15 protein-coding genes and 1 other RNA gene are annotated in these 21,993 nt (G+C 33.8%); 7 read left to right on the top strand and 9 right to left on the bottom strand.

The features are described from left to right. Positions 1–113 precede the first annotated feature (113 nt). Positions 114–3,149 carry a tetratricopeptide repeat protein gene (locus tag BMY39_RS11915; RefSeq protein WP_092579914.1) on the bottom strand — a complete coding sequence of 1,012 codons (3,036 nt, stop codon included), beginning with the start codon at positions 3,147–3,149 and terminating at the stop codon, positions 114–116. Between the two features lie 224 nt (positions 3,150–3,373). On the opposite strand from BMY39_RS11915, the gene BMY39_RS11910 reads away from it, so the two are divergent. Further along, on the top strand, positions 3,374–4,057 hold the full coding sequence (locus BMY39_RS11910) for a cell division ATP-binding protein FtsE (RefSeq protein WP_092579912.1): 684 nt from the start codon (positions 3,374–3,376) through the stop codon (positions 4,055–4,057). Positions 4,058–4,225: 168 nt separating this feature from the next. On the opposite strand, the gene BMY39_RS11905 is transcribed toward BMY39_RS11910, so the two are convergent. Continuing rightward, the gene (locus tag BMY39_RS11905) at positions 4,226–4,969 is read right to left on the bottom strand and encodes a glycosyltransferase (RefSeq protein WP_177176600.1); all 744 of its coding nucleotides are present in this window, start codon (positions 4,967–4,969) and stop codon (positions 4,226–4,228) included. An 801-nt stretch (positions 4,970–5,770) separates the two neighbouring features. Here BMY39_RS11905 and BMY39_RS11900 point away from each other — a divergent pair. After that, on the top strand, positions 5,771–6,718 hold the full coding sequence (locus BMY39_RS11900) for a glycosyltransferase family 2 protein (RefSeq protein WP_092579908.1): 948 nt from the start codon (positions 5,771–5,773) through the stop codon (positions 6,716–6,718). Here BMY39_RS11900 and BMY39_RS11895 read toward each other — a convergent pair. The 5 genes from BMY39_RS11895 to typA all read right to left on the bottom strand — a co-directional run bounded on the left by BMY39_RS11895 (position 6,715) and on the right by typA (position 14,051). Continuing rightward, positions 6,715–7,782, bottom strand: a complete 1,068-nt coding sequence (locus BMY39_RS11895) for a glycosyltransferase (RefSeq protein WP_092579906.1) — start codon at positions 7,780–7,782, stop codon at positions 6,715–6,717. The genes BMY39_RS11900 and BMY39_RS11895 overlap by 4 nt on opposite strands. Continuing rightward, on the bottom strand, positions 7,775–9,322 hold the full coding sequence (locus BMY39_RS11890) for a phosphoethanolamine transferase (protein ID WP_092579904.1): 1,548 nt from the start codon (positions 9,320–9,322) through the stop codon (positions 7,775–7,777). Before BMY39_RS11890 ends, BMY39_RS11895 begins: the two co-directional genes overlap by 8 nt. Further along, complete coding sequence (locus BMY39_RS11885; protein WP_092579902.1) at positions 9,315–10,604, bottom strand: O-antigen translocase; 1,290 nt, start codon at positions 10,602–10,604, stop codon at positions 9,315–9,317. Before BMY39_RS11885 ends, BMY39_RS11890 begins: the two co-directional genes overlap by 8 nt. Continuing rightward, complete coding sequence (locus BMY39_RS11880) at positions 10,605–11,909, bottom strand: O-antigen translocase (protein WP_092579900.1); 1,305 nt, start codon at positions 11,907–11,909, stop codon at positions 10,605–10,607. A 342-nt stretch (positions 11,910–12,251) separates the two neighbouring features. Continuing rightward, positions 12,252–14,051, bottom strand: coding sequence for a translational GTPase TypA (typA, locus tag BMY39_RS11870; protein ID WP_092579896.1), 1,800 nt, complete (start codon positions 14,049–14,051; stop codon positions 12,252–12,254). A 151-nt stretch (positions 14,052–14,202) separates the two neighbouring features. Between typA and BMY39_RS11865 the strand changes: the two genes are divergently transcribed. The 3 genes from BMY39_RS11865 to BMY39_RS11855 are packed head-to-tail and all read left to right on the top strand — an operon-like array spanning position 14,203 to position 16,347. Continuing rightward, complete coding sequence (locus tag BMY39_RS11865) at positions 14,203–14,562, top strand: hypothetical protein (protein WP_092579894.1); 360 nt, start codon at positions 14,203–14,205, stop codon at positions 14,560–14,562. Positions 14,563–14,597: 35 nt separating this feature from the next. Continuing rightward, on the top strand, positions 14,598–15,416 hold the full coding sequence (kdsA, locus tag BMY39_RS11860) for a 3-deoxy-8-phosphooctulonate synthase (protein ID WP_092579892.1): 819 nt from the start codon (positions 14,598–14,600) through the stop codon (positions 15,414–15,416). Between the two features lie 28 nt (positions 15,417–15,444). Continuing rightward, positions 15,445–16,347, top strand: a complete 903-nt coding sequence (locus tag BMY39_RS11855) for a sugar phosphate isomerase/epimerase family protein (RefSeq protein ID WP_092579890.1) — start codon at positions 15,445–15,447, stop codon at positions 16,345–16,347. A gap of 29 nt (positions 16,348–16,376) precedes the next feature. Here BMY39_RS11855 and BMY39_RS11850 read toward each other — a convergent pair whose 3' ends face one another. Continuing rightward, entirely contained in the window at positions 16,377–16,757 is a 381-nt protein-coding gene (locus BMY39_RS11850; protein ID WP_092579888.1) for a DUF1801 domain-containing protein, read from the bottom strand. Between the two features lie 40 nt (positions 16,758–16,797). Beyond that, complete coding sequence (locus tag BMY39_RS11845) at positions 16,798–18,006, bottom strand: NAD(P)-dependent oxidoreductase (protein ID WP_092579886.1); 1,209 nt, start codon at positions 18,004–18,006, stop codon at positions 16,798–16,800. 228 nt (positions 18,007–18,234) lie between these two features. On the opposite strand from BMY39_RS11845, the gene ssrA reads away from it, so the two are divergent. Continuing rightward, positions 18,235–18,630, top strand: a transfer-messenger RNA (tmRNA) gene (gene ssrA, locus BMY39_RS11840). A gap of 115 nt (positions 18,631–18,745) precedes the next feature. Further along, the gene (locus BMY39_RS11835; protein ID WP_092579884.1) at positions 18,746–21,988 is read left to right on the top strand and encodes a WD40/YVTN/BNR-like repeat-containing protein; all 3,243 of its coding nucleotides are present in this window, start codon (positions 18,746–18,748) and stop codon (positions 21,986–21,988) included. The last annotated feature ends 5 nt before the right edge of the window (positions 21,989–21,993 follow it).

Below are 21,993 nucleotides of genomic sequence, written 5' to 3'. Positions count from 1 at the left end.
AATGTTTTATTGATGATTGATGATTTCCAATTTTATAAATAATATGCTTCGACTGCGCTCAGCATAACAATAATTTACTGCTGAAAACTTTAACTGAGATCCCATACTTATCTTTAATCCTGTGGTATTATTGAGGCATTGGTTTTAGACTCTTCCTGTTTTATACGATTTAATTCGGTTTGCGCTTCGTCTATAACATCATCAAACTGACCAAAATTTTCAATAACACTTTCTAAAATATAAGTGGCTTGATATGCATCTTTTAAAGCATAAAAGTTTTTTGCCATAACTACCAATCCTTTGGCACCATAGTATTTGTAACCCGAATAATCTTTAGCTAATTTCTGCGCTGATGTATTGGATGCCTCGTAATTACCTTCTTTGTTTTTAAAGTAGGCATCGTAATACAGTGCCTCTGCAGCCATTTCTCCTGTGGCTACTTTTTGTACTTGTTTATATGCTGATTTTGCTTTGGCTTCATCGCCAGTATTAATAGCAGATCGTGCTATAATAATATGCGCATCACTTTTAATTTTATTATCAATTTTAGAGCTCTCTAATACTTTTTCAGCATAGGTAACGGCATCATCATAATTCTCTAGTTGATAATTCGCCTTCATAAGATTAGACTGCGCAAAAACTATATTCTGAGGATAATTGGCCTCTACCTCTAAGCGCTTTAAGAGTGGAATGGCTTGATTCCAACTTTTGTTTTCTAAATGGTATTGCGCTAACCTTGATAGTGCTTCCTCTGTAAACTCACTTTGCGATGCTTCTACTACAAATTTATAATGTGGCGCCGCATTCGCAATTAAATCCTTTTTGTAATATAATTGTGCCAAATAAAAATGTGATGACAAGCTATGTATGCCATTAGGAAAACTATTTAAATAGCTATTAAATTGCTTTATGGCTGCATCTGTATTGCCTTCTAAATATTGTTTTTCGGCGGCTTCGTAAGATGTATTATCTAAATCGGCATCGGTAACCTCAACATAGTCTAATTGTTTTACCCAAGCGGCGTATTCATTAACACGACCCAAATCAATATAAATCAATCGTGCAGTGGAAACCGCTTGTACGGCTTCGGGCGTACCAGGATAATTACTAGCAACATTCTTAAATTTGCTTAATGCCGCTTCATTTTCACTGGCGTTATAATGAATTAACCCTTGACGCAACAACGATTTAGGCACGAAAGAACTCATCCTATATTCTGAGTTCAATTGGTCGTATTTTGACATTGCCTTATTAGTTTGGTTTGCTTTTACATATGAATTTCCTAATTCGTACAATGCATCATCACGTAGTTTTGATTTTGGATATTCATCAATAAAAGTTTCCAGTTCCGTTATTTTTTTTGAGGCATTTCCAGCATAACCAGTACTTATTGCTTTTTGAAAAAACGCATAATCAGATTCTACTTCATTCAGCCTAATCGCATTATCATACGCCTTAATGGCTTGTGTGTAATTACTAGTAACAAAATAACCATCACCCAAACGCAAATACGCATCATTCAAACGTAGGTTATCACTGCTCCGTTTTGAAATGAATTGATTGAAGTAGTTTGACGCCTGATTGTAATTCTTCAACTTAAAATAGGTATAAGCCAAATTGTAATCAATATTATTTTGCTCTGGCAAATCCATCCCGGTTGATTGTTGGATGAACTGCTTAAAGCCCACCAAGGCATCTTCGTAATTGGTTAAATTATAATCAGCTTCAGCCTTCCAAAATGTGGCTCTTGCCGTAAAATTGTCGTCTATAGATTCACTTAAAGATTTGTCGAACAAATTTTCAGCTTCTAAATACTGGTTTTCATTATACAACTCTAAGCCTCTATAAAACGCCACTTTTTGATATGCTGCCTTGTTTTCAAAACTTTTTTTCTTTTCTAAAAGAAGAAGTGCCTCTTCATAATTTTTTGAAGTGATATAGGAATCGATTAAAAGCGTTTCAACCTCTTCCTTATATTGCGTTTTAGGATATTTATCTAAATAACTTGCCAATACTTGTGGTACTGATTGATAAGGGTTTCCTATCTCGTAACTAATTTTAGCATAATTTAACCACGCATCTTCTTGAATTTTTAAATCGAAATCCATTTGAGATGCATTTCTAAAGGCATTTAATGCTTCTTGTTTTTTATCTAAACTAATATAACTTTCACCCAAATGATAATAGGCATTTTGGGCAATGCTATTACGGCCATCTATAATTTTATTAAACTCTGAAATGGCACTCTGGTAATCGCCTTGTTTGTAATGTGCATACCCCAACTGATAAAAATCGGTATTATTCCATCTACCAGTATTATCGCGTTTTCCCTTTTTTCCTTTATAAGCTTGTAAAAATGGAATAGCCTCGGCATACTGCTCTAAATTGAAATAACTCTCCCCTATAATTTTTGATAATTCTGAAACCTCATCGTCATCACTAGAAGCTAGTCTCGCTTTTGCTAATTCTATGGCTTTTTCGAATTTTCCCAGTTTAAAGTTTAAATCCGCTTGATAATAGGACAATTTTTCCTTGTAACGTTCTTGGTCTTCTACCTGCTCGAAATATTCGTTTGCCCTATCGTAATCATCTCCTTCATATGCCATAAAACCAATGTAATACTTGGCTTGAGAACCGTATTCTGGTGAGCTTTCTACCCTACCCAGATACTTTTTGGCATCTTTATATTGTTTGGTTACAAAAGCTGTGTAACCATTATTAAAGTAAAATTTTTGTCGCTCTTTTCGTGATAACGCACTTTCGTCCACTTTACTATACCATTTGCGGGCATGGGCATATTTTCCATTTATGAAGTAATAATCTGCCACATCAACAAAAGCTGTATTCCGTTTTGTGCTTGTTGGATATTCCTCCACAAAATCTGTAATTAATTGGTCTGCATTTTGCTGATTTAAGCGTACCGCACAATTAGCGATATAATATGCGCACTCCCCTTTTAAACTCTCTTTTTCTGTAGACTTTTTAATTTGAGAAAACAGGGATTTAGCCGCTTGGTATTGCTGATTATTGTAAAGACTCAATGCCTTTTGATAATCCGCCAAACTATAGGTATAAATAGCCGATTGTTGTGAAAAAAGGTGCATCGTGAAGCAAAACACAAGGATTGAAATACTATGCTTGAGATTCATTTAGTATTTAGTTTTTGTTTGATGAAATTCAAAGATAATTTAATATCATATCCATAACGCAACAATCGTGCTAGAATTATAAACGGAGTTATTAAATGTTAAAAAAAACGATGACAGACGAGCTAAAAATGATCAAAGAAAAGTAATAAAGCCAAAGAAATTTTGTTATTGGTTTGCGCCGTTGAACTTTAAACTTTAAACTTGTAAACTAAAATACGTTTTATATGCCTGAAACCATTTTACAACTTAAAGATGCTTCTATTTATCAAGGTGAAAGCTTGGTGCTTTCCAATGTTAATGTTGAAATAAGCAAAGGAGAGTTTGTGTATTTAATTGGTAAAACCGGTACCGGAAAAAGCAGTTTTATGAAAACGCTTTATGGGGATTTACCCTTAAAAGAAGGCGAAGGAGCAATTGTTGATTACAACTTAAAAACACTAAAGGAAAAGGATATTCCTTTTTTAAGGCGAAAACTAGGTGTAGTATTTCAAGATTTCAAGTTGCTAATCGACAGAACCGTAAATGATAATTTATTGTTTGTTTTAAAAGCTACAGGTTGGAAAGACAAAGATAAAATGAATGCCCGTGTGGAAGAAGTGCTCACGAAAGTAGGTATGAAAACCAAAGGTTTTAAATTTCCACATGAGTTGTCTGGTGGAGAACAGCAACGTGTGGCGATTGCAAGAGCCTTATTAAATAATCCTGAATTAATTTTAGCTGACGAACCCACTGGAAATTTAGACCCTCAAACAAGTGTAGAGGTTATGGAAGTATTGCAGGATATTAATAAAAATGGCAACACTATACTAATGGCTACACATGATTACGCTTTGCTTTTAAAGTATCCAAGTAAGACTTTAAAGTGCGATGAGAATCAGGTTTATGAGGTGGTGCAACGTAAGGGTTAGATATAATAGTGCAGTTGTAATAAAAGGTCTGGCAATTTTTCTAAAACTTGTACCAAATTTATAAATAGATGAAATCCTAGTTCTGCTTCATATGGCTTTTCACAACTTAAAAAACAGTATAGCATTTCCTTTTGAATCATATTTCTGCACACTCAAATGTACGGAGTATTAGCCTATCCTAAAGTTTTTCAAACAAAATTTGAACATGGCAAGTATGGTGAAAAATGGCTTTAATAACATTGAAGTCACCTCAGTTTTTAAGGCTATTTCTTCCTTATACAATTTTAGATTGAAATTTTTTGATAAACCTTTTGTGCCACAAAAAGCAATTTTTTTGTCCAAAATTAATATGGGAGTTCGGCTTTTCCATAGTTTTAGGTTCAAGGCGTAATCTGCTAAAACGTCATATTTAATATCATATCGGTGCTTTAAAAAAATAGTCTTATGGTAAAACATACCCTGGTGAGGCAACGTATTTTTAAACCAAATTTTAGAAGACCAAACTGGCTTAACCAAACCATTGTCCCTTCTAATAAGGAACGAATCTTCATCATTAAACTTATAAACTATTTGTCCTGATAATATCTTGATTTTTTTTTCGTCAAGAAAGGGCGCCACAGATTTTAAAATATTAAAGTCACAAAAATTATCGTCCACCCCCATAAAATAGAGCCAATCACCTTCGGACAAAGCAATCCCTTTATTCATTGCATCGTAAACATTTTTATCAGGCTCAGAAATAATTTTAACAGTTTTGAAATTTTGTCTTAAACTAAAATGGTCAAGGTTCTTTGACCCTCCATCCACAACAATAATTTCAAAAGAAGTAAAGGTCTGCATAGAAAGTGCCGATAAACATTCATCAAGTAGTTGTAGTTGATTAAAGGAGGGTATAATTATGGATATCTTCAAAAATGTTCGATTTAAGTTAATTGGTTTTGTTTAAAAAAGGGTCCTTCAATGTATTAAAAAACATATATTAGCCTGAATTACAATCAGTCTAAAATCACATACGGTGCTATTAATATTTTAAGAAATTATGTTGAGCAATATATAAAGATATTATGAAAAATATTGAAGATCTTAGGCCTCAACCATAATTCCCAGTAAAAGTAGATTTTTTTTAGCGTTTTATATTTCATTTGCGATGATGCTCTAAACATCATTTACCATCTGTAATATTACCAGCACCCCAACATCCAAAAATGACGCCTCCAGTATCTCTTGTGCAATTTAGTCATACCCTATTGTAATCATGTTGATCTTCTCCCTTTCAATTTCTTAACTATACTACTTATACCAAGTGATGGGTGATATTCTATATATATAAACATGGATCTTTCTTACTACGCCTTTCAAAATATTAATACCTTATGCATCACAAACTTGTATTAGAATTTTTATGTATTTGCACTGAACATCAACTTCTAAAAGTGAATACCTATATTTTGTACTTCAAACTGCATGAACAATAAACCTTGAAACTTTGTAACCGACTAATCCTTGATTCCACACAAACTAAGGATAAAAATTTGAGGAGCTAAAGAGAGATGCACTAAAGTGTATAGTTTTAACTATTTTTGAGACCTAATAAACTCAAAAAATCAGGATGGAAACATAACACGACTTTAGAAGAAGCACTAAAAAAACTCATGAAAACCATATTAAACACTGTTTAAAACAGAACATCTCAATCACTCTAAACTAAAAATAATGCCTTTTTTTTCAGTTGTTATTCCCTTGTACAACAAGGGGAACTATATCAAAGCCACTTTGCAAACTATCGTTAATCAAACTTTTAATGATTTTGAAATAATAATTATTAATGATGGTAGTACCGATAATAGCCGTGAGGTAGTTACCCATTTTTCTGATAGCAGAATTAAGTTAATCGATCAAGAAAATCAAGGTTTGTCAAGAGCAAGAAATGCTGGCATAAAAAATGCTTCAGGAAACTATATTGCTTTGATTGACGCTGATGATTTTTGGTTACCCCACCACTTGAAACAACTCCATAATTTAATAATCGACTTTCCAAATGCGGGCCTGTATTCCACTGGTTATACCTTAAAAAAATCTGAACATATTTACCACAGAGCAAAATTCAATGGTCTTCCTGATAACTTTAGAGGTATCGTACCCAACTTTTTTAAGCATTCTTTACAAAATTGTATCGCTTGGGTTGGCTCGGTTTGTTTCCCTAAGAACGTTTTGGATGACGTAGGGTATTTTGATCTTGACATCTTTTCTGAACAAGATACTGACATGTATATAAAAGTTGCCCTTAAATATGATGTGGCACTAGACAACACCTCTATAAGTTCCATATACAATAGAACCATGGACGACAACATGTCTAACTTTTCGCAAAAAAGAGCTATCCCAAAGCTATTATATACTTATAAACATTTGGAAGCTAAGAACTCTCACTTAAAAACTTATTTAGATTACAACCGTTTTTCGACCATCATCTATTTTAAGCTCTCTTCAAATGACACCCTTGCTAAACAGCTTATTGCGGATGTGGACTTTAAAAATCTAAATAATCTTCAACGTTTATTAATTAGATTACCTAATAGTATTGTTAAATTTTTATTTTTCGTGAAGACTAAATTGAAATTGAATGCATTGAGGGTTTTTAGACCAAAAAAAGAACATTAAAAATTTTCCAAGAGATTTACCCAGTGCTCAATAATACGCTTTTCCGAAAAGGGATTAGTCATCCTTTCTAGGTTGCCTTTAATTTTGTTATAAAATACATCATTTAAAATCAACCTGTCTAAAGCTTCAGTTAATTTTACACTATTTTGGTCTTCCACCAAAAGTCCATTAACCTCACTCTGGATAATTTCATTGGGACCACTTTTACAATCAAAAGAAATCACTGGGGTTTTTAAGGCCAAGGCTTCAATCAATACCATGGGAAACCCCTCTGATGCACTCGACATGACCAATGCTTTAGACTGTTTTATATAGGCATCTACATTTTTTTTAAATTCAACGATCTCAACATGGTTCTTCAAGTTTAATTTCAAAATAAGTTGAGATAAACTTGCCTGTTCAATACCTTTACCTAAAATTAGGAGTTTAATATTGTTTTTGGGCAGTTGGGATTTACTAAACGCTTTTATCAATACGTCAAATTGCTTAATTTTCTCTAGACGACCTACTGCAAGAATATATGTATTAACTGAATTAAAGCCCTTTACCTCTTTATTTTCTAAAGTATAATTATAGATTACCTTACTTTCAAGCTGGAGTTGTTGCTTAATCTTCTGTTTAGCAACTTTACTAACAACAACGATCTTTCTATTCTTTACCAGTGTTAACCTTGACAACATGGGAATATTTTGCATAGAAAAATATAATCCCAACATATAATGATGCACACAATAAACTACTTTGGAGCCACCAAAAACTAACTTTGAGAACAGAAACTCCTTAACAAATTTATCTCGTACCCTATGATCAATAATCACATCAAACTGGTGCTTCTTAAAAAATCTCTGGAATTTAAAAAAAGCCTGCAATCTACTGTATTGTGCTTTTACTTTTCCAAAATTGTAGAGTTTCCCTGAAAAGTCATAATCTATCTCATCTTTCATAGACACTACAACAACATCATATCCCCTATTGCATAAAGATATAGACATATTTGCCGCCATTTTTTCAGCACCGCCAGAACTTAAACTGGTGGTCAGCACGCAGATTTTTTTATTATTCATCGATAAAGTAAGTATCAAAATCAATAGTCCCCAAAACCTTTCTTTTGCGAGGCGCAAAGGTTTTACTAAAAATACTTCTTCCTAAATCCATATCCTTATGTTGAATACCGAATACATGACCTATGCTTTCAAAAGTATGGTCTGCCATAAATTTACGGTTTGGTTCATAAACAAAATCCTCAGGGTAATTAAAATCTTTTGACGTCCATAATAAAAACGGGATTTCAAACATGCTTTTAGTGAGTACTTCTTCTGAACGTCCAAAAAAATCAGTACCATCATAAATATTTTCACCATGATCAGAAAGATATAATAATGCACTTTTTTGTTGCTGTTCATTTAGTAACTCTATTAATCTATAAATTATATAATCGTTGTATAGAACTGCATTATCATATTGATTATTTAGAGTTTCTTTTTTAGAAGTTTCCTTATCATCCAATGCAAATTTATTGTATGCCTCTGGATAGCGTTTATTGTAATCAAAATGTGTCCCCATTAGCCTAACGAAGATTACCTTATTACCTGGTTTTTCTAAAATATTTTTATAATCAGGCAGTAAAGTCTCATCTAGTACTGATGAATGTTTGTCTATTAGATGATTATAAAACTTAAACCATTTTGAAGCTGATGCTATTTTGCTAATAGCGTTATCATGATAACTTATTGGTCTCTGATTAGATAACCAATAGGTGTCATAGCCTGCTGTATTAAATAATTCTACTAAATGAATATCAGATTCGTTATTTGATTCAATATCAATTGATGTGATAATTTTTGGAACTGCTTTTAAAGTAAAAACATCAGTTGAAATGACGTTGTTATAGGCGTATAAATTGTTTTTTATAGTATTTAGCTTCGGTGTAGTCTCTCTATGATATCCATAAATCTGCATATGTCCTCTCGCAGTAGATTCTCCTAAAACAACAACAAGAATCTCGTTATTGGATGTTATTAGAATATCTTCCTTTTTAATAACATTGCTAAATTTCATACTGCTTTGTAAATCTATATAGCCATACGTTCCTCTAACAATATTATGGTATGCATTACTTTCGATAAGACCAGTAACCTTTAAGGTAAAAACAATAAATACAACTCCTAAAACCGCAATTATATTGCGATATTTAAAATAGCTTTTGAAGCTTAGTTTTCTAATCTTAAAAAACATAATTATCATTACCATTACAAATAGAACAATAGGAAAGTTTATGTAAGATGAAGAAAACTCCCTGAATTCATCACGATTTGATTCTAACAATAAATACATAAATGACGATGAAAAATTTGATGATACCGCCATATAAGATGTGGTTTCTAATATCAAATAAAACAGATAAATCAAAAATAGAATATCTCCAAAAAGTTGTTTTCTTACAATATCACTGTTTACTATTACTATAATGACTATTAAGAAAAAAGCATCTTCAATAATATCTTGAATATCGAATAAAACCCAATCTATAAAACAAAGGAGAAAAACATATTTGAGTAAAAGCGGAACAACCAAAAATAATATGTTATTGATTCCTTTAAACATTAACCTTTAAGTATTTATGGTTACTAGAGTAAATTGAAATTAGAACTACTGTTAAATATAGAAACACACTTATAATATAAGCATAAAATACACCCTGTATGGCATAGATATTTATTAAAAATACACTAGCCAAATAGAACGTGATGTATAAAACTGTATCTGAAACAATGTAAAGCATCACCATTTTTTTTGCATGGAATTGATAGGCTATAGAAAATGCGATGATTTTTAAAAAATCGCCTATTAACTGCAAATAGAAAAACTGTTCTATACTCGCGAAATCTGATGTTAAAAATAGTCTTATAATAAACTCTTTTAAGAAAAACAATGTCGAAAACATAATTACTGTTAATGGAATTATGTATTTAAAATAAGATTTCATAATTGTATAGTAACCTGCAATAGTTTTATTCTCTGCTAACCTAGGCAATAAATAAAGTGTAAACAATGACGAGAAAAACAACATGTAAAACGATGATATCTTATTCATTGCCTCCCATAAACCGGCAGTTTTAATATCTGAATGGACAACAATTTTATTTCTAATAAAAAGATAAGTTAAACTTATTAAAATAGCAGAATATGTTGCCATAGCTACATAAGTTCCAATTGATTTTATAAAATGAGATGATACATTTTTTAGGTAATCAAAAATATTACCTAAAAAGTCCCTTACATCTTTAAAAATTAAACTTGAGAAAAAACTTAAAGCAGGTACAACAAAGGTAGCCAATAACGCTCCTTTCAAATTAAACAAATAAATAAATAAAAAGGTTACTAGAGCATTTAAGATATTAGCAATTGTAATAAGTTTAGTATAAAGTTTAAAGTTTTGCAAGCCATTAACAATGTAGGTTACAAGAAAACTTAGAGAAACTAATGGAAGTAAAAAAGCTAAATACTTGATAATAAAAGCCCAATCTCTATCTAATAACACTTTTTCTCCAACATAACCGGAGAAAGTGAATAATAATACACCTAGAATAAGTGAAAGCGAAAAACTTAAAGTAATAGCAGAAGCCACGACTACTCGAAATTGATTCTTGTCCGTTTTGCTCTCTGCTACATATTTAACCACACCACTACCAAAACCAGTAGCAGTTACTCCAAACAAACCCTGCAGTAAATTCCTCAAGTTTCCAACAATCGCATATCCACTTGGGCCTAAATAAATAGCACTAACTTTAGAAACAACGAAAGATGTTATAATTCTACCAAAAACTATAACGCTGTTGTGAGAAACAACTTTTATAAATGAGTTTTCAAAAAACCTTTTTAGCACTTATGTAACAGTTTTATCAGATTCTACCCCAAAGAGTGAGCTTCCAAAAATAAGTAAGATTACCCCATAATACATTAAATAACTAACAAAATGGCCAATTACTGCTCCTTGTACACCATAAATTTTAATAAAATAAATACTTGTAGTGTATAGAATGATAACCAAAAAAGCTTCGGTTATCACGTAGTGCCAAAACATCTTTTTTGCTAAAAATTGATATGCGATAATCATCGAGAGTACTTTAACAAAATCTCCTAGAATTTGCCATAAAAACAAGTCTTCAACAGATTGGAATTCTTCAGTGAATACCACCCATACGATAACGGATCTTAGTAAATAAATTAACAATAATCCTACTGCAAAATATGGAATTACAGTTTTGTATATGGAAAACACCTCTCTTTTAAATTCTTTTATATCATTTATTTCTGAAAATCTAGGAATAATATATAGCCCCAATAGTGAACTTACCAGCATTAAATAATATTTGGAAATACGCAACATCGCTTCCCAAAAGCCAGCATCTTTATAGCCTATAGTATCGATAATATGGGAACGTATTGACAAAATAACCAAAGGCAATATAACTGCTGAAAACAAAGCCATACCCGTATAAGAGCCTAACTTTTTTAGATGCTCAAAGCTTACGTTATCAGCACTAATTAGAGGCACCAAACTTTTTCTGTTGATAATACCTACTAGGGTGATTAAAAAAATTAATGACTCTGAAATGGCAACCGAGATTAATGCACCATCTAAGTTTTTCTGATATATTAAGAGAAGGGCTACGCATAAGCTTAAAATTTGACCTATGATGTTAATGATAATAAGGATTTTATACTTTGAAAATCCATTCATTATTGAAAAGACAAACATGTTTAAAGCGTAAAAAGGCAATACAATTGCAAAAATCTTTATAACGTAAACGTAGTCGTTGTAAGTGGGGAATATGATTTCGTTAATGGTTTCTGCTTTAAAATAACAGAAAAAAGACACCAAGATAGTTGTTATAAAACCAATGTAGTAAACCGTGGAAAGTGTTTTACTTAGTTGTACTAAATCATCTTTAAAATCATTTACATATTTAACAACACCTTTATAAAAACCTAGTGTTGCTAAGGTTTGGGCAGAGGCAACAAAGTTCCTTAGGTTTCCAACTAACGCTAAGCCTTCAGCTCCAATAACCACAGCTATAGCCTTTGAAGTGAGCAACCCTGCAATTATTCGTGTAAATACAGCAGCTGTTTTTAATGAAGTGGCTCTTACTAGTACCTTACTGCTAATATAGCTTATTAAGTTTTTCAAAAGATTAGATTTGTTGCACTTAGTACTAAATAACTACCTAACTACCGTAGCTTCTTAAGCCCCAAATATACAAAACGAATCCTTAGAGAATTATTGTTCACCATACTTAAATCTGGCTATTTTTTAAAACGTTGTAGAGATTAATCAACAAAATGGCAATATTTGTTATGATTATTGGTTTTGAAATGGGCTGTAAGCAAAACCCATAAGCTATGAATAACAAACAACCAAGTGAATTTACAAGTCTTAACTTTACGATAGACTTCATTAAAAATGAAATTAAAACAGTAGCCATTGCAGCATAACCCAACCATTCTACTATTGCAATCCCCCAAAAAGTCATTAGATGGATTTATTGCGCTTGCGCTCTACTTCTGTCAAGAAAATTTTTCTTAATCGTAAATGATTTGGTGTAACCTCCACATATTCGTCTTTTTGAATATATTCCAAAGCTTCCTCTAAAGAGAATTTAATGGCTGGTACAATTTTAGCCTTATCATCGGCTCCTGCAGAACGTACGTTGCTCAACTTTTTGGTTTTAGTAACATTTACCGTCATATCATCACCACGAGAATTTTCGCCAATTACTTGTCCTTCATAAATATCCTCTCCTGGATCTATAAAAAACTTTCCTCGTTCCTGCAATTTATCAATAGAGTATGGAATAGCTTGACCATTTTCCATAGATACCAAACTTCCGTTTTGGCGCTCTGGAATACCTCCTTTTACGGGTTGGTATTCTTTAAAGCGATGTGCCATAATAGCTTCACCAGCAGTAGCGGTTAACAGTTGATTTCTTAGACCAATAATCCCTCTTGATGGAATGATAAATTCACAAACCATACGTTCGCCTTTAGCCTCCATACTTAGCATTTCACCTTTTCGCATAGTAACCATTTCAATGGCTTTACCAGACACATGCTCTGGCAGGTCAATGGTCATTTCTTCCACTGGTTCACACTTTACACCATCTATTTCCTTGATAATAACCTGGGGCTGACCAATTTGCAACTCATAACCTTCACGACGCATTGTTTCAATCAAAACTGATAAATGCAGTACGCCTCGCCCAAATACCATAAACTTATCGGCACTATCAGTTTCTTCAACTCTCAAGGCTAAGTTTTTCTCAAGTTCTTTGGTTAACCTGTCTTTAATATGTCTTGATGTTACATACTTTCCATCTTTACCAAAAAACGGAGAATCGTTAATGGTAAACAACATACTCATTGTAGGCTCATCAATAGCAATAGTTTTCAAACCTTCAGGATTTTCCCAATCCGCAACTGTATCACCAATTTCAAATCCCTCTAAACCAACTATAGCACAAATATCCCCTGTTTTTACTTCTTCAACCTTTTTTCGTCCAAGTCCTTCAAACGTATGTAATTCCTTAATTCTAGATTTTACAATAGAACCGTCTCGTTTAACCAAAGAGATATTTTGATTTACCTTCAACTCACCTCTAGTCAATCTCCCAATGGCAATTCTCCCTGTAAAAGATGAAAAATCTAAGGATGTAATTAGCATTTGAGTTGTACCTTCTTCAATTTTTGGAGATGGTATATGCTCAATTACCATATCTAAAAGTGGCTCAATATTATCCGTTTCATTTTGCCAATCATCACTCATCCAATTATTCTTTGCAGAACCGTAAACCGTTGGAAAATCCAATTGCCACTCTTCTGCCCCCAATTCAAACATTAAATCGAATACCTTTTCATGTACTTCGTCTGGGGTACAGTTTTCCTTGTCTACCTTGTTGATAACTACACAAGGTTTTAGACCTAAATCAACGGCTTTTTGCAATACAAAACGCGTTTGCGGCATTGGTCCCTCAAAAGCATCTACCAATAACAATACACCATCTGCCATATTTAAAACACGCTCTACCTCACCTCCAAAATCGGCGTGACCTGGTGTATCAATAATGTTAATTTTAGTGTCCTTATAAACTACAGAAACATTTTTAGACGTAATAGTTATACCTCTTTCACGCTCCAAATCGTTGTTATCCAAAATTAAATCACCTGTATTTTCGTTTTCACGAAACAATTGGCAGTGGTACATAATTTTATCTACCAGCGTGGTTTTTCCGTGGTCAACGTGAGCAATGATTGCGATGTTTTTAATATTAGCCATAATAGTGCCTTATTTTAAGCGTGCAAATGTACTGCTTATTTTAACACCTAAACCAAAATTTAGTTAATTAAATGTTATAATGCCCCTTAGAAAAAACTTTTTTGGTGTTTTAATCGTTACTTAAGTAAGGCAAATCTAAGATTTATAAAACATGAAAACGATAAACACCTACGCAAAATACACCCCTTACTTGTACTTTATTGCAGTTACAGGCTATTTATTTACCAATATAAACAGAATAGAAGGCTTAACCGCCTACCCTATTTTGCTATTTGGCATCCCCTTTTTATGGCAACTTGTTAAACCAAATAGAAAATTGAACTTTACCTTGGGCATTACCTTTGTTTGTTTATCATCGTATATGATTCTGGCTTATTTGTCTGAATTATTAAACTTAATATCCATTTCTAACGACACGAAACAAATCATGATGTATAGTGGCATATTTTTTATCCTCAATTTTTTTATGGCTCTTTGGATCATTAGGAACAGTATCAATAAAAGCTTCTAATTTTAGTTACCTTTGTAGCTTAAATTATTAAGCAGATGAATCTTACCGAAATTCCTAAAATAAGGCATGCAAATTCAAACAATTTCTTTTTGCTATGTGGCCCTTGTGCTATTGAAGGTGAAGATATGGCACTTCGTATTGCGGAAAAAGTTGTTTCGATTACTAATAAATTAGAAATTCCATATATCTTTAAAGGCAGTTTTAAAAAGGCAAACCGCAGTAGAATAGACAGTTTTACTGGCATTGGAGACGATAAAGCTTTAAAAATTCTAAGAAAAGTATCGGAAACCTTTGATGTACCAACGGTAACGGATATACATGAAGTTTCTGATGCTAAAAAAGCTGCCGAATATGTTGATGTACTGCAAATTCCGGCATTTTTGGTACGACAAACTGATTTGGTAGTTGCCGCAGCCAAAACTGGTAAAGTGGTAAACCTAAAAAAAGGACAATTTATGAGTCCTGAAGCCATGAAACACGCCGTTCAAAAAGTTAAAGATGCCGGTAGTGAAAAAGCGTGGATAACCGACAGAGGCACGATGTTTGGTTACCAAGATATGATTGTAGATTTTCGAGGTATCCCAACAATGCGAAAATTTGCGCCTGTAGTATTAGATGTTACACACTCCTTGCAACAGCCTAACCAATCGGCAGGTGTTACTGGCGGACGTCCGGATATGATTGAAACCATAGCGCGTGCCGGAATAGTAAATAATGTTGATGGTTTATTTATTGAAACACATTTCGATCCTGCAAATGCGAAAAGTGATGGCGCCAATATGTTGCATTTAGATAATTTGGAAGGTTTGCTAACAAGATTGGTTGCTATAAGAAAAATAATTAATAGTTTATAGTTAGCTTCATCTTCAAATTGTTCCAATTATGAAAAAATCAAGAAGAGCCTTTTTACAAAATATGGCGTTAGCACCCCTTATTTTAGGTACTGGCAAACTTATGGCATTTCCCAATAAGCAATCGTCTCCCAAAAAGAACAGGGTACAGTATAGTGTTAATGCCTACTCTTTTAATACTATGCTTAGAAGTGGTGAGATGACCTTTTTTGATATGATGGATTTCGCTGCCGATATTGGTTTAGATGCTGTAGATTTAACTGGTTATTATTTTTCATCATACCCTAAAAAACCAGATAACAATACGCTTTTCACCCTAAAACGAAAAGCACTGGAATTAGGACTAGATATCGCATGGACTGGTGTTCGAAATGATTTTGTGACACCCAATATAGCCAGCCGAAATGCTGATAAAGTACTTATTAAAGATTGGCTAGAAGTATCCTCTAAACTTGGTGCTCCCATCATGAGAGTGTTTACGGGTAAAAATAAAAGTGAAGAGTTTACCAAAGAAGACATAAAGGAATGGCTAGTTGAGGAATACAAAATATGTGCGCAATATGGTGCGGAGAACGGTGTTATTGTAGGGCTACAAAACCATGATGAATTTTTATTTACCAGCAGTGAAGTTATTGATATTCTTAAACGCGTAAATTCTGATTGGTTCGGGTTGATACTAGACTGTGGCAGTTTGCCATCTGATGACCCTTATGCTGAAATTGAACAACTTGCACCGTACGCAAACTATTATTTTGTAAAAGAGCATGTAAAAACAAAAAACAGCACAAAAGTACCTGCCGACATCAAAAAAATTGCAACCATTATTAAAAATCAAAACTACAGAGGCTATGTCTCTTTTGAAAGTCTTGCTGAAGGCGACACCAAAGCTATTTTAAAAGATATGCTACACACCTTTCAGTCTGTTTTTAATTGAGAAAAACAAGTATCTATTACAAACTTTTTCTACTTTCGTTTTGGCTTTAAAATTAACTTAAACGGATTGGTATTGATTTCTAACTGTTTGTTAAGTACATATACAATAACCTCATCATTAATATCTTCAACACACTTGTAGCGCAGAGAGCGTATAGACTTTCTATTAGCGTCCACAAAATACTCGGTATAGTGTTCCATATGTTCAAAATGCCAAAACGCTAAATCCACATAATCTTTGGATTGATTAAGGAAGCAAATAGGAATACCATTGTTGTAAAAAAATGGAATGCGCCATTTATATAGCATTTCACAATCTGGAACAACAGCTTCAACAATGGCTTGTAGTTGCAACAATATAGATTTATAAGGTTCTGCTTGTTTAAGGATATATTCTTCTGCTGGATTCATATTGTAAACTACCTAAAATTTTAAACAGTAATATAATTTCTTATTCCAGTTCATCGACATAATCCTGCAAATAACTAAACCGTTCAGTTAATTTTCCTTTTTCGGTAATTTTTGCACGCTGTAAAACACCCTCTTTATCATTGTTAAAAAATGCGGGTATAACATGTTCTAAAAACATCTCCCCAAAACCTTCACTGGCATCTTGTGGAAGCTCGCATGGGAGATTATCTACTGCCATTACAGCTATAGCACTATCGTCTTTATAGTCTATTTCTTGCTCTGTTTCTGGATGGTAACCATAAATAGGATCTGCAATTGTTGATGCTCTTAATGTTGTTGCCACTGGTCCGTCTACATCACAGCTGATATCTGCAACTACTTTTATATTAAAGTCTGGCGATTTTACGTCTTCTCTTGTGTATAAATAAGGCGCACCATCTCCGTAAAAATGCCCTGCTATGTAAAAATCGGTTACTTTGGCAAAACGCATAAAGTTGGACTCGTACTTTTCAGGGTGATTGAAAAAATCGAATACATCGGTTACTTCTATCCCGTCTAATCGTTTATTATAATCTAGCACATCTATTTTACAATAAACGGGTGTATCAAAACTCTTATTTAAATAATCCTGAACCGAAACAGATTTAATTTGCATTGCATCTAGCATTTCCTGAGCACCATTGGCAACTTTACCACTTCCTGTAAGTAATATTTTAATATTTGGTACATCGATGTTATTCAACTCATTAATTAAAGCAGCTTGGTTGGGTAAAGGGCCTGCCTTTGGTAGTTGCCAGGAGTTGTATTTTAAGCCCCAAGCTCTAAAACCGTTATAGGCGCCAACGATACCTGCGTAACGCCCAAACCCTATTAAACGAAATCCTTTTTCGTTAACTATGGTTTCATGGTCGTACAACTCTATATTTTTTTCTAAAATGGCTTGTAACAACTTACGATTATAAGGTTGCTTTTTTATAGTATGCGAAAAGAAAAAATATGTTTTATTTGGTATAAGAGCGTTAATTGGTACTTCCTTTACGCCAATAAGCACATCGCAATCTGAAACATCGGTTGAGACTTCGAACCCTAAAGCGGTATATGCTGCATCTGGAAATACGCGAATATCTGATGATTCTACCTTAAAACCGGCTTGTGAAAATTGTGCTCTGGCTTCAGCTAGTTTTGTTGGAGAAAATACCACACGGCGGTCTGGTGGATTTTTGCGTTCTTTTATTATTGCGAATTTCATGTTTAGGCTTTATTTTATAATGGTTATGCCAATATGTGACATTTATATTTTTGGAATAATTTTTGTTCTAAATTACTTGGATTTGGCATGATTTGCAAAAGATTTTGGTAAATTTGCCATCCGCGTTAGGGATTGAACGGCATGTTTGAGCTCCTCGCAGAGAGCGAGTAGTGAAAGCCCGACCCTTTTGGGTAACGCCCTAATGCAGATTACTATTGTATTGATAACGGGGTCGACTGGTTTTGACAGCGAGATTAATTGAACGGTAAGCACGTCGTGTAATGGTTTTGAAACACGTAAAAGGCTAGACCAAATTTTAAACGGCGAGAATAACTACGCTTTAGCTGCATAATCTGAATTATAGTAAGATTCATGCTTATTTCTACTAGGTAGAAAGGCTAAATGTCTCCAGAAAGCCTTGGTTAGTGGCGTTCTTTTTAGAGGCATCGTAAATATTAACTAAGATTGGGTAGTGCTTTGATGCCCTTTCGAGATTAAGAAGCTAAGTTATAAGTAGGTTGTCTTTAGCCAGCTTATAATCGAAAAAACAAGAAAAGACTAAACGTGTAGAAAGCCCTTTGGTTACTTGTTTGGACGAGAGTTCGATTCTCTCCGACTCCACAAGAAACCCATTAACAGATTTGTTTTGTTAATGGGTTTTTTACTTTCAAAATGTTATTTTTTTATTAAAAATTAACATATCTGGTAATGCAATTGTTAATTTTGATAAAAAACTATCATGACTAATTCAAAATCATTTATCATTTTTTTACTGCTGCTTTGTCTTACCTTTAATGTAAGCGCTCAAAAAGTTTCAGAAACCAAGAAAGATTCTACATTAACAGGTTTAAAATTTAGAAGTATTGGTCCTGCGTTTATGTCTGGGCGTATTTCTGATATTGCAATAGACCCCAATAACCAAAACACTTGGTATGCTGCAGTTGCTTCTGGAGGTGTATGGAAAACCGTGAACTCTGGAACTACTTGGACACCAATTACCGATAATGAATCTTTTTACTCCACTGGATGTGTAACTATTGACCCCAATAACTCGAATGTAATTTGGCTTGGCACTGGAGAAAACGTTGGCGGAAGACATATTGGCATAGGCCACGGTATTTACGTGAGTTATGATGGTGGAAACACATGGAAGAATAAGGGTTTAAAAAAATCTGAACATATCTCAAAAATTATTGTTAATCCCAACGACTCTAATACAATTTGGGTAGCTGCACAAGGACCCTTATGGAGTTCTGGTGGCGAACGTGGTTTATACAAAAGCACTGATGGCGGTGATACCTGGAAACTTGTTTTAAGTGATAACGAATGGACAGGTGTTACGGATATTGTGATGGATCCTAGAAACGAAAATATACTGTATGCCGCAACATGGCAACGCCATAGAAATGTAGCTGCTTACATGGGAGGAGGTCCAGGAACTGCCATTTATAAAAGTACTGATGGTGGAGAAACATGGGTTAAATTGAACACAGGCTTACCTAAAAGTGATATGGGTAAAATTGGTTTAGCGATTTCGCCAATAAATCCGGATGTTATTTATGCGGCTATAGAGTTAGAACGACGTACTGGTGGTATTTATAGGTCAGGAAACCAAGGCTCAAGCTGGACTAAAATGTCCAACACTGTTTCTGGTGGAACTGGCCCACATTATTACCAAGAATTAATAGCCTCTCCACATGTTTTTGATAAGTTATATTTAATGAACAATAGCACCCTGTTTTCCTTAGATGGTGGCAAAACATTTGAGGTGATGAAAAAAGACAATAAACATGGAGACGACCATAGTTTAACCTTTAGACCAGATGACCCAAATTATATGCTAATTGGAACTGATGGTGGTATATATGAATCTTTTGATGGTGCTGAAACATGGAAATTCGTAAGCAATCTCCCCATCACACAATTTTATAAATTAGCGGTTGATGATGCTGAACCGTTTTATAATATTTACGGCGGCACTCAAGACAATAATTCACAAGGGGGACCTTCTAGGACGTTTAGAACTAATGGTATTGCAAATTCAGACTGGTTTGTACTTTTAGGTGGGGATGGCCATCAACCCGCTACCGAACCTGGGAATCCAAATATAGTTTACGCACAATCACAACAAGGCTATTTAAATAGGGTAGATAGAACCACCGGCGAAGCAGTGTTCATTAAACCTCAAGAAGGTATAGATGAACCTTACGAACGTAACAATTGGGACTCTCCTATTTTAGTGAGCAATCACGATCCAAAACGGTTGTATTTTGGAACGCAACGCGTTTGGAGATCAGATGATAGAGGTGATAGTTGGACGCCTATCTCTAAAGATTTAACCAAAAATGAAGAACGCTTAACACTCCCCATAATGGGTAAACAACAAAGTTGGGACGCTGCTTGGGACGTGTATGCCATGTCTACCTACAATACCATTACCTCACTTGCAGAATCGCCCTTAGATGAAAACGTGCTATATGCAGGAACTGATGATGGTATTATTCAATACACTAAAAATGGTGGGGACTCATGGACTAAAATGCTAGTAAGTAGTTTGCCAAATGTTCCTGCTACTGCATTTGTTAATGATATTAAAGCCGATTTACATGACGTAAATACAGCTTATATTGCTTTAGACAACCATAAGTTTGGAGATTATAAACCTTATTTATTTAAAAGCACAAATGGTGGAAAATCTTGGAAATCTATCACAAATGGTATTCCTGATAACACCTTAATTTGGCGCATTGTTCAAGACCACGTAAATCCTAACTTGATGTTTTTAGCAACAGAATACGGCATTTATGTGAGTTTGAACCAAGGTGAAAAATGGATTAAGTTTTCAGAAGGTTTACCAACCATTTCATTTAGGGATTTAGCTATTCAAAAAAGAGAAAATGATTTGGTTGCAGCTTCTTTTGGACGCGGTTTTTATGTGTTAGATGATTATAGTCCTTTAAGAGATTTGAACGCAAATACATTTTCGAACCCTACATTGTTTAAACCTAGAAAAGCCCTGCAGTACAAGCCCATAAGCGGCGGTACATCTAGCCAAGGCGGCTCGTTTTTTACAGCAAAAAATCCAGATTACGGCGCTGTATTTACATACTACCTTCCTGAAAATTTTGAAAGTTTAAAATCAAGTCGCAAAAAAACTGAAAAAGCTTTAAAAAAAGACAACAAAAATATCCCGTTCCCGGGCTGGAATGCTTTAGAAGAAGAGAAGAATGAAGAAGGTGCTTCGATAATTCTAGTAGTTAAAGACAGTAATGGCAACTTTATAACAAGAATCAACGCACCATATAAAAAAGGATTCAACCGTGTAGCCTGGAATTTAAAAATACCTACAAACACTTCTCTGAGAGTTGGCAGAGTAAATGATAGCCCATCAAATTACTACTATAATACTTTAGCAGATGAAGGCACATATGAGGTATCTATGTTTTCTAACATCAAAGGTGATATCGAACTACTTTCTAAACCTCAAACTTTCGAAGTTGAAAGAATAAGAACAAATGTTTTAGATAATCCTATTGCCGATAAAGTTGATACATATATTGAAGATTTAAAATCCTTTAAAGCTACTTACGAATCAATGCTAAACGATTTTAATCATGCGTCAGAAAAGCTAAATACTTTAGATAAAGCCTCGGTGTATGCAAAAAGTAATCCAGGAGATATTGAAAAAGATCTTATAATTTTGAAAAAAGAAATGCTTGATATAAAACGAGTTTTAAACGGAAATTCCGCTAAAGCCGAAGTTGGAGAGAAGGATATTCAATCTATTTCATCAAGGTTATCAGTAGCCCAACGTGGTTTTAGTACTACGTACGGGCCAACCAAAACGCATATGAAGAGTTTAGAAATGGCAAAAACACTTTTTAACAGATTGCAAGCTAGACTTAACAAATTCTTAATTGTTGATGTACCTGATATTGAAAAAAGACTCCTAGATGCAGGAATACCTCAAATTTTAGATTAGTTTAA

Origin of the sequence: Hyunsoonleella jejuensis, from assembly GCF_900111025.1 — a bacterium.
In the GTDB taxonomy this organism is placed as follows: Bacteria; Bacteroidota; Bacteroidia; order Flavobacteriales; family Flavobacteriaceae; genus Jejuia; species Jejuia jejuensis.
Note: the sequence above shows the minus strand (reverse complement) of the source record. Positions and strands in the feature narration are given on the sequence as shown.

What these genes read in the sequence shown, in the direction of transcription:
- BMY39_RS11850 (WP_092579888.1), bottom strand. Translation starts at nt 16,757, where the DNA reads ATGAATCCAGCAGAAGAATATATCCTTAAACAAGCAGAACCTTATAAA.
- BMY39_RS11865 (WP_092579894.1), top strand. Translation starts at nt 14,203, where the DNA reads ATGAAAACGATAAACACCTACGCAAAATACACCCCTTACTTGTACTTT.
- BMY39_RS11910 (WP_092579912.1), top strand. Translation starts at nt 3,374, where the DNA reads ATGCCTGAAACCATTTTACAACTTAAAGATGCTTCTATTTATCAAGGT.
- kdsA (WP_092579892.1), top strand. Translation starts at nt 14,598, where the DNA reads ATGAATCTTACCGAAATTCCTAAAATAAGGCATGCAAATTCAAACAAT.
- BMY39_RS11890 (WP_092579904.1), bottom strand. Translation starts at nt 9,322, where the DNA reads ATGTTTAAAGGAATCAATAACATATTATTTTTGGTTGTTCCGCTTTTA.
- typA (WP_092579896.1), bottom strand. Translation starts at nt 14,051, where the DNA reads ATGGCTAATATTAAAAACATCGCAATCATTGCTCACGTTGACCACGGA.
- BMY39_RS11895 (WP_092579906.1), bottom strand. Translation starts at nt 7,782, where the DNA reads ATGAATAATAAAAAAATCTGCGTGCTGACCACCAGTTTAAGTTCTGGC.
- BMY39_RS11900 (WP_092579908.1), top strand. Translation starts at nt 5,771, where the DNA reads ATGCCTTTTTTTTCAGTTGTTATTCCCTTGTACAACAAGGGGAACTAT.
- BMY39_RS11845 (WP_092579886.1), bottom strand. Translation starts at nt 18,006, where the DNA reads ATGAAATTCGCAATAATAAAAGAACGCAAAAATCCACCAGACCGCCGT.
- BMY39_RS11835 (WP_092579884.1), top strand. Translation starts at nt 18,746, where the DNA reads ATGACTAATTCAAAATCATTTATCATTTTTTTACTGCTGCTTTGTCTT.
- BMY39_RS11915 (WP_092579914.1), bottom strand. Translation starts at nt 3,149, where the DNA reads ATGAATCTCAAGCATAGTATTTCAATCCTTGTGTTTTGCTTCACGATG.
- BMY39_RS11855 (WP_092579890.1), top strand. Translation starts at nt 15,445, where the DNA reads ATGAAAAAATCAAGAAGAGCCTTTTTACAAAATATGGCGTTAGCACCC.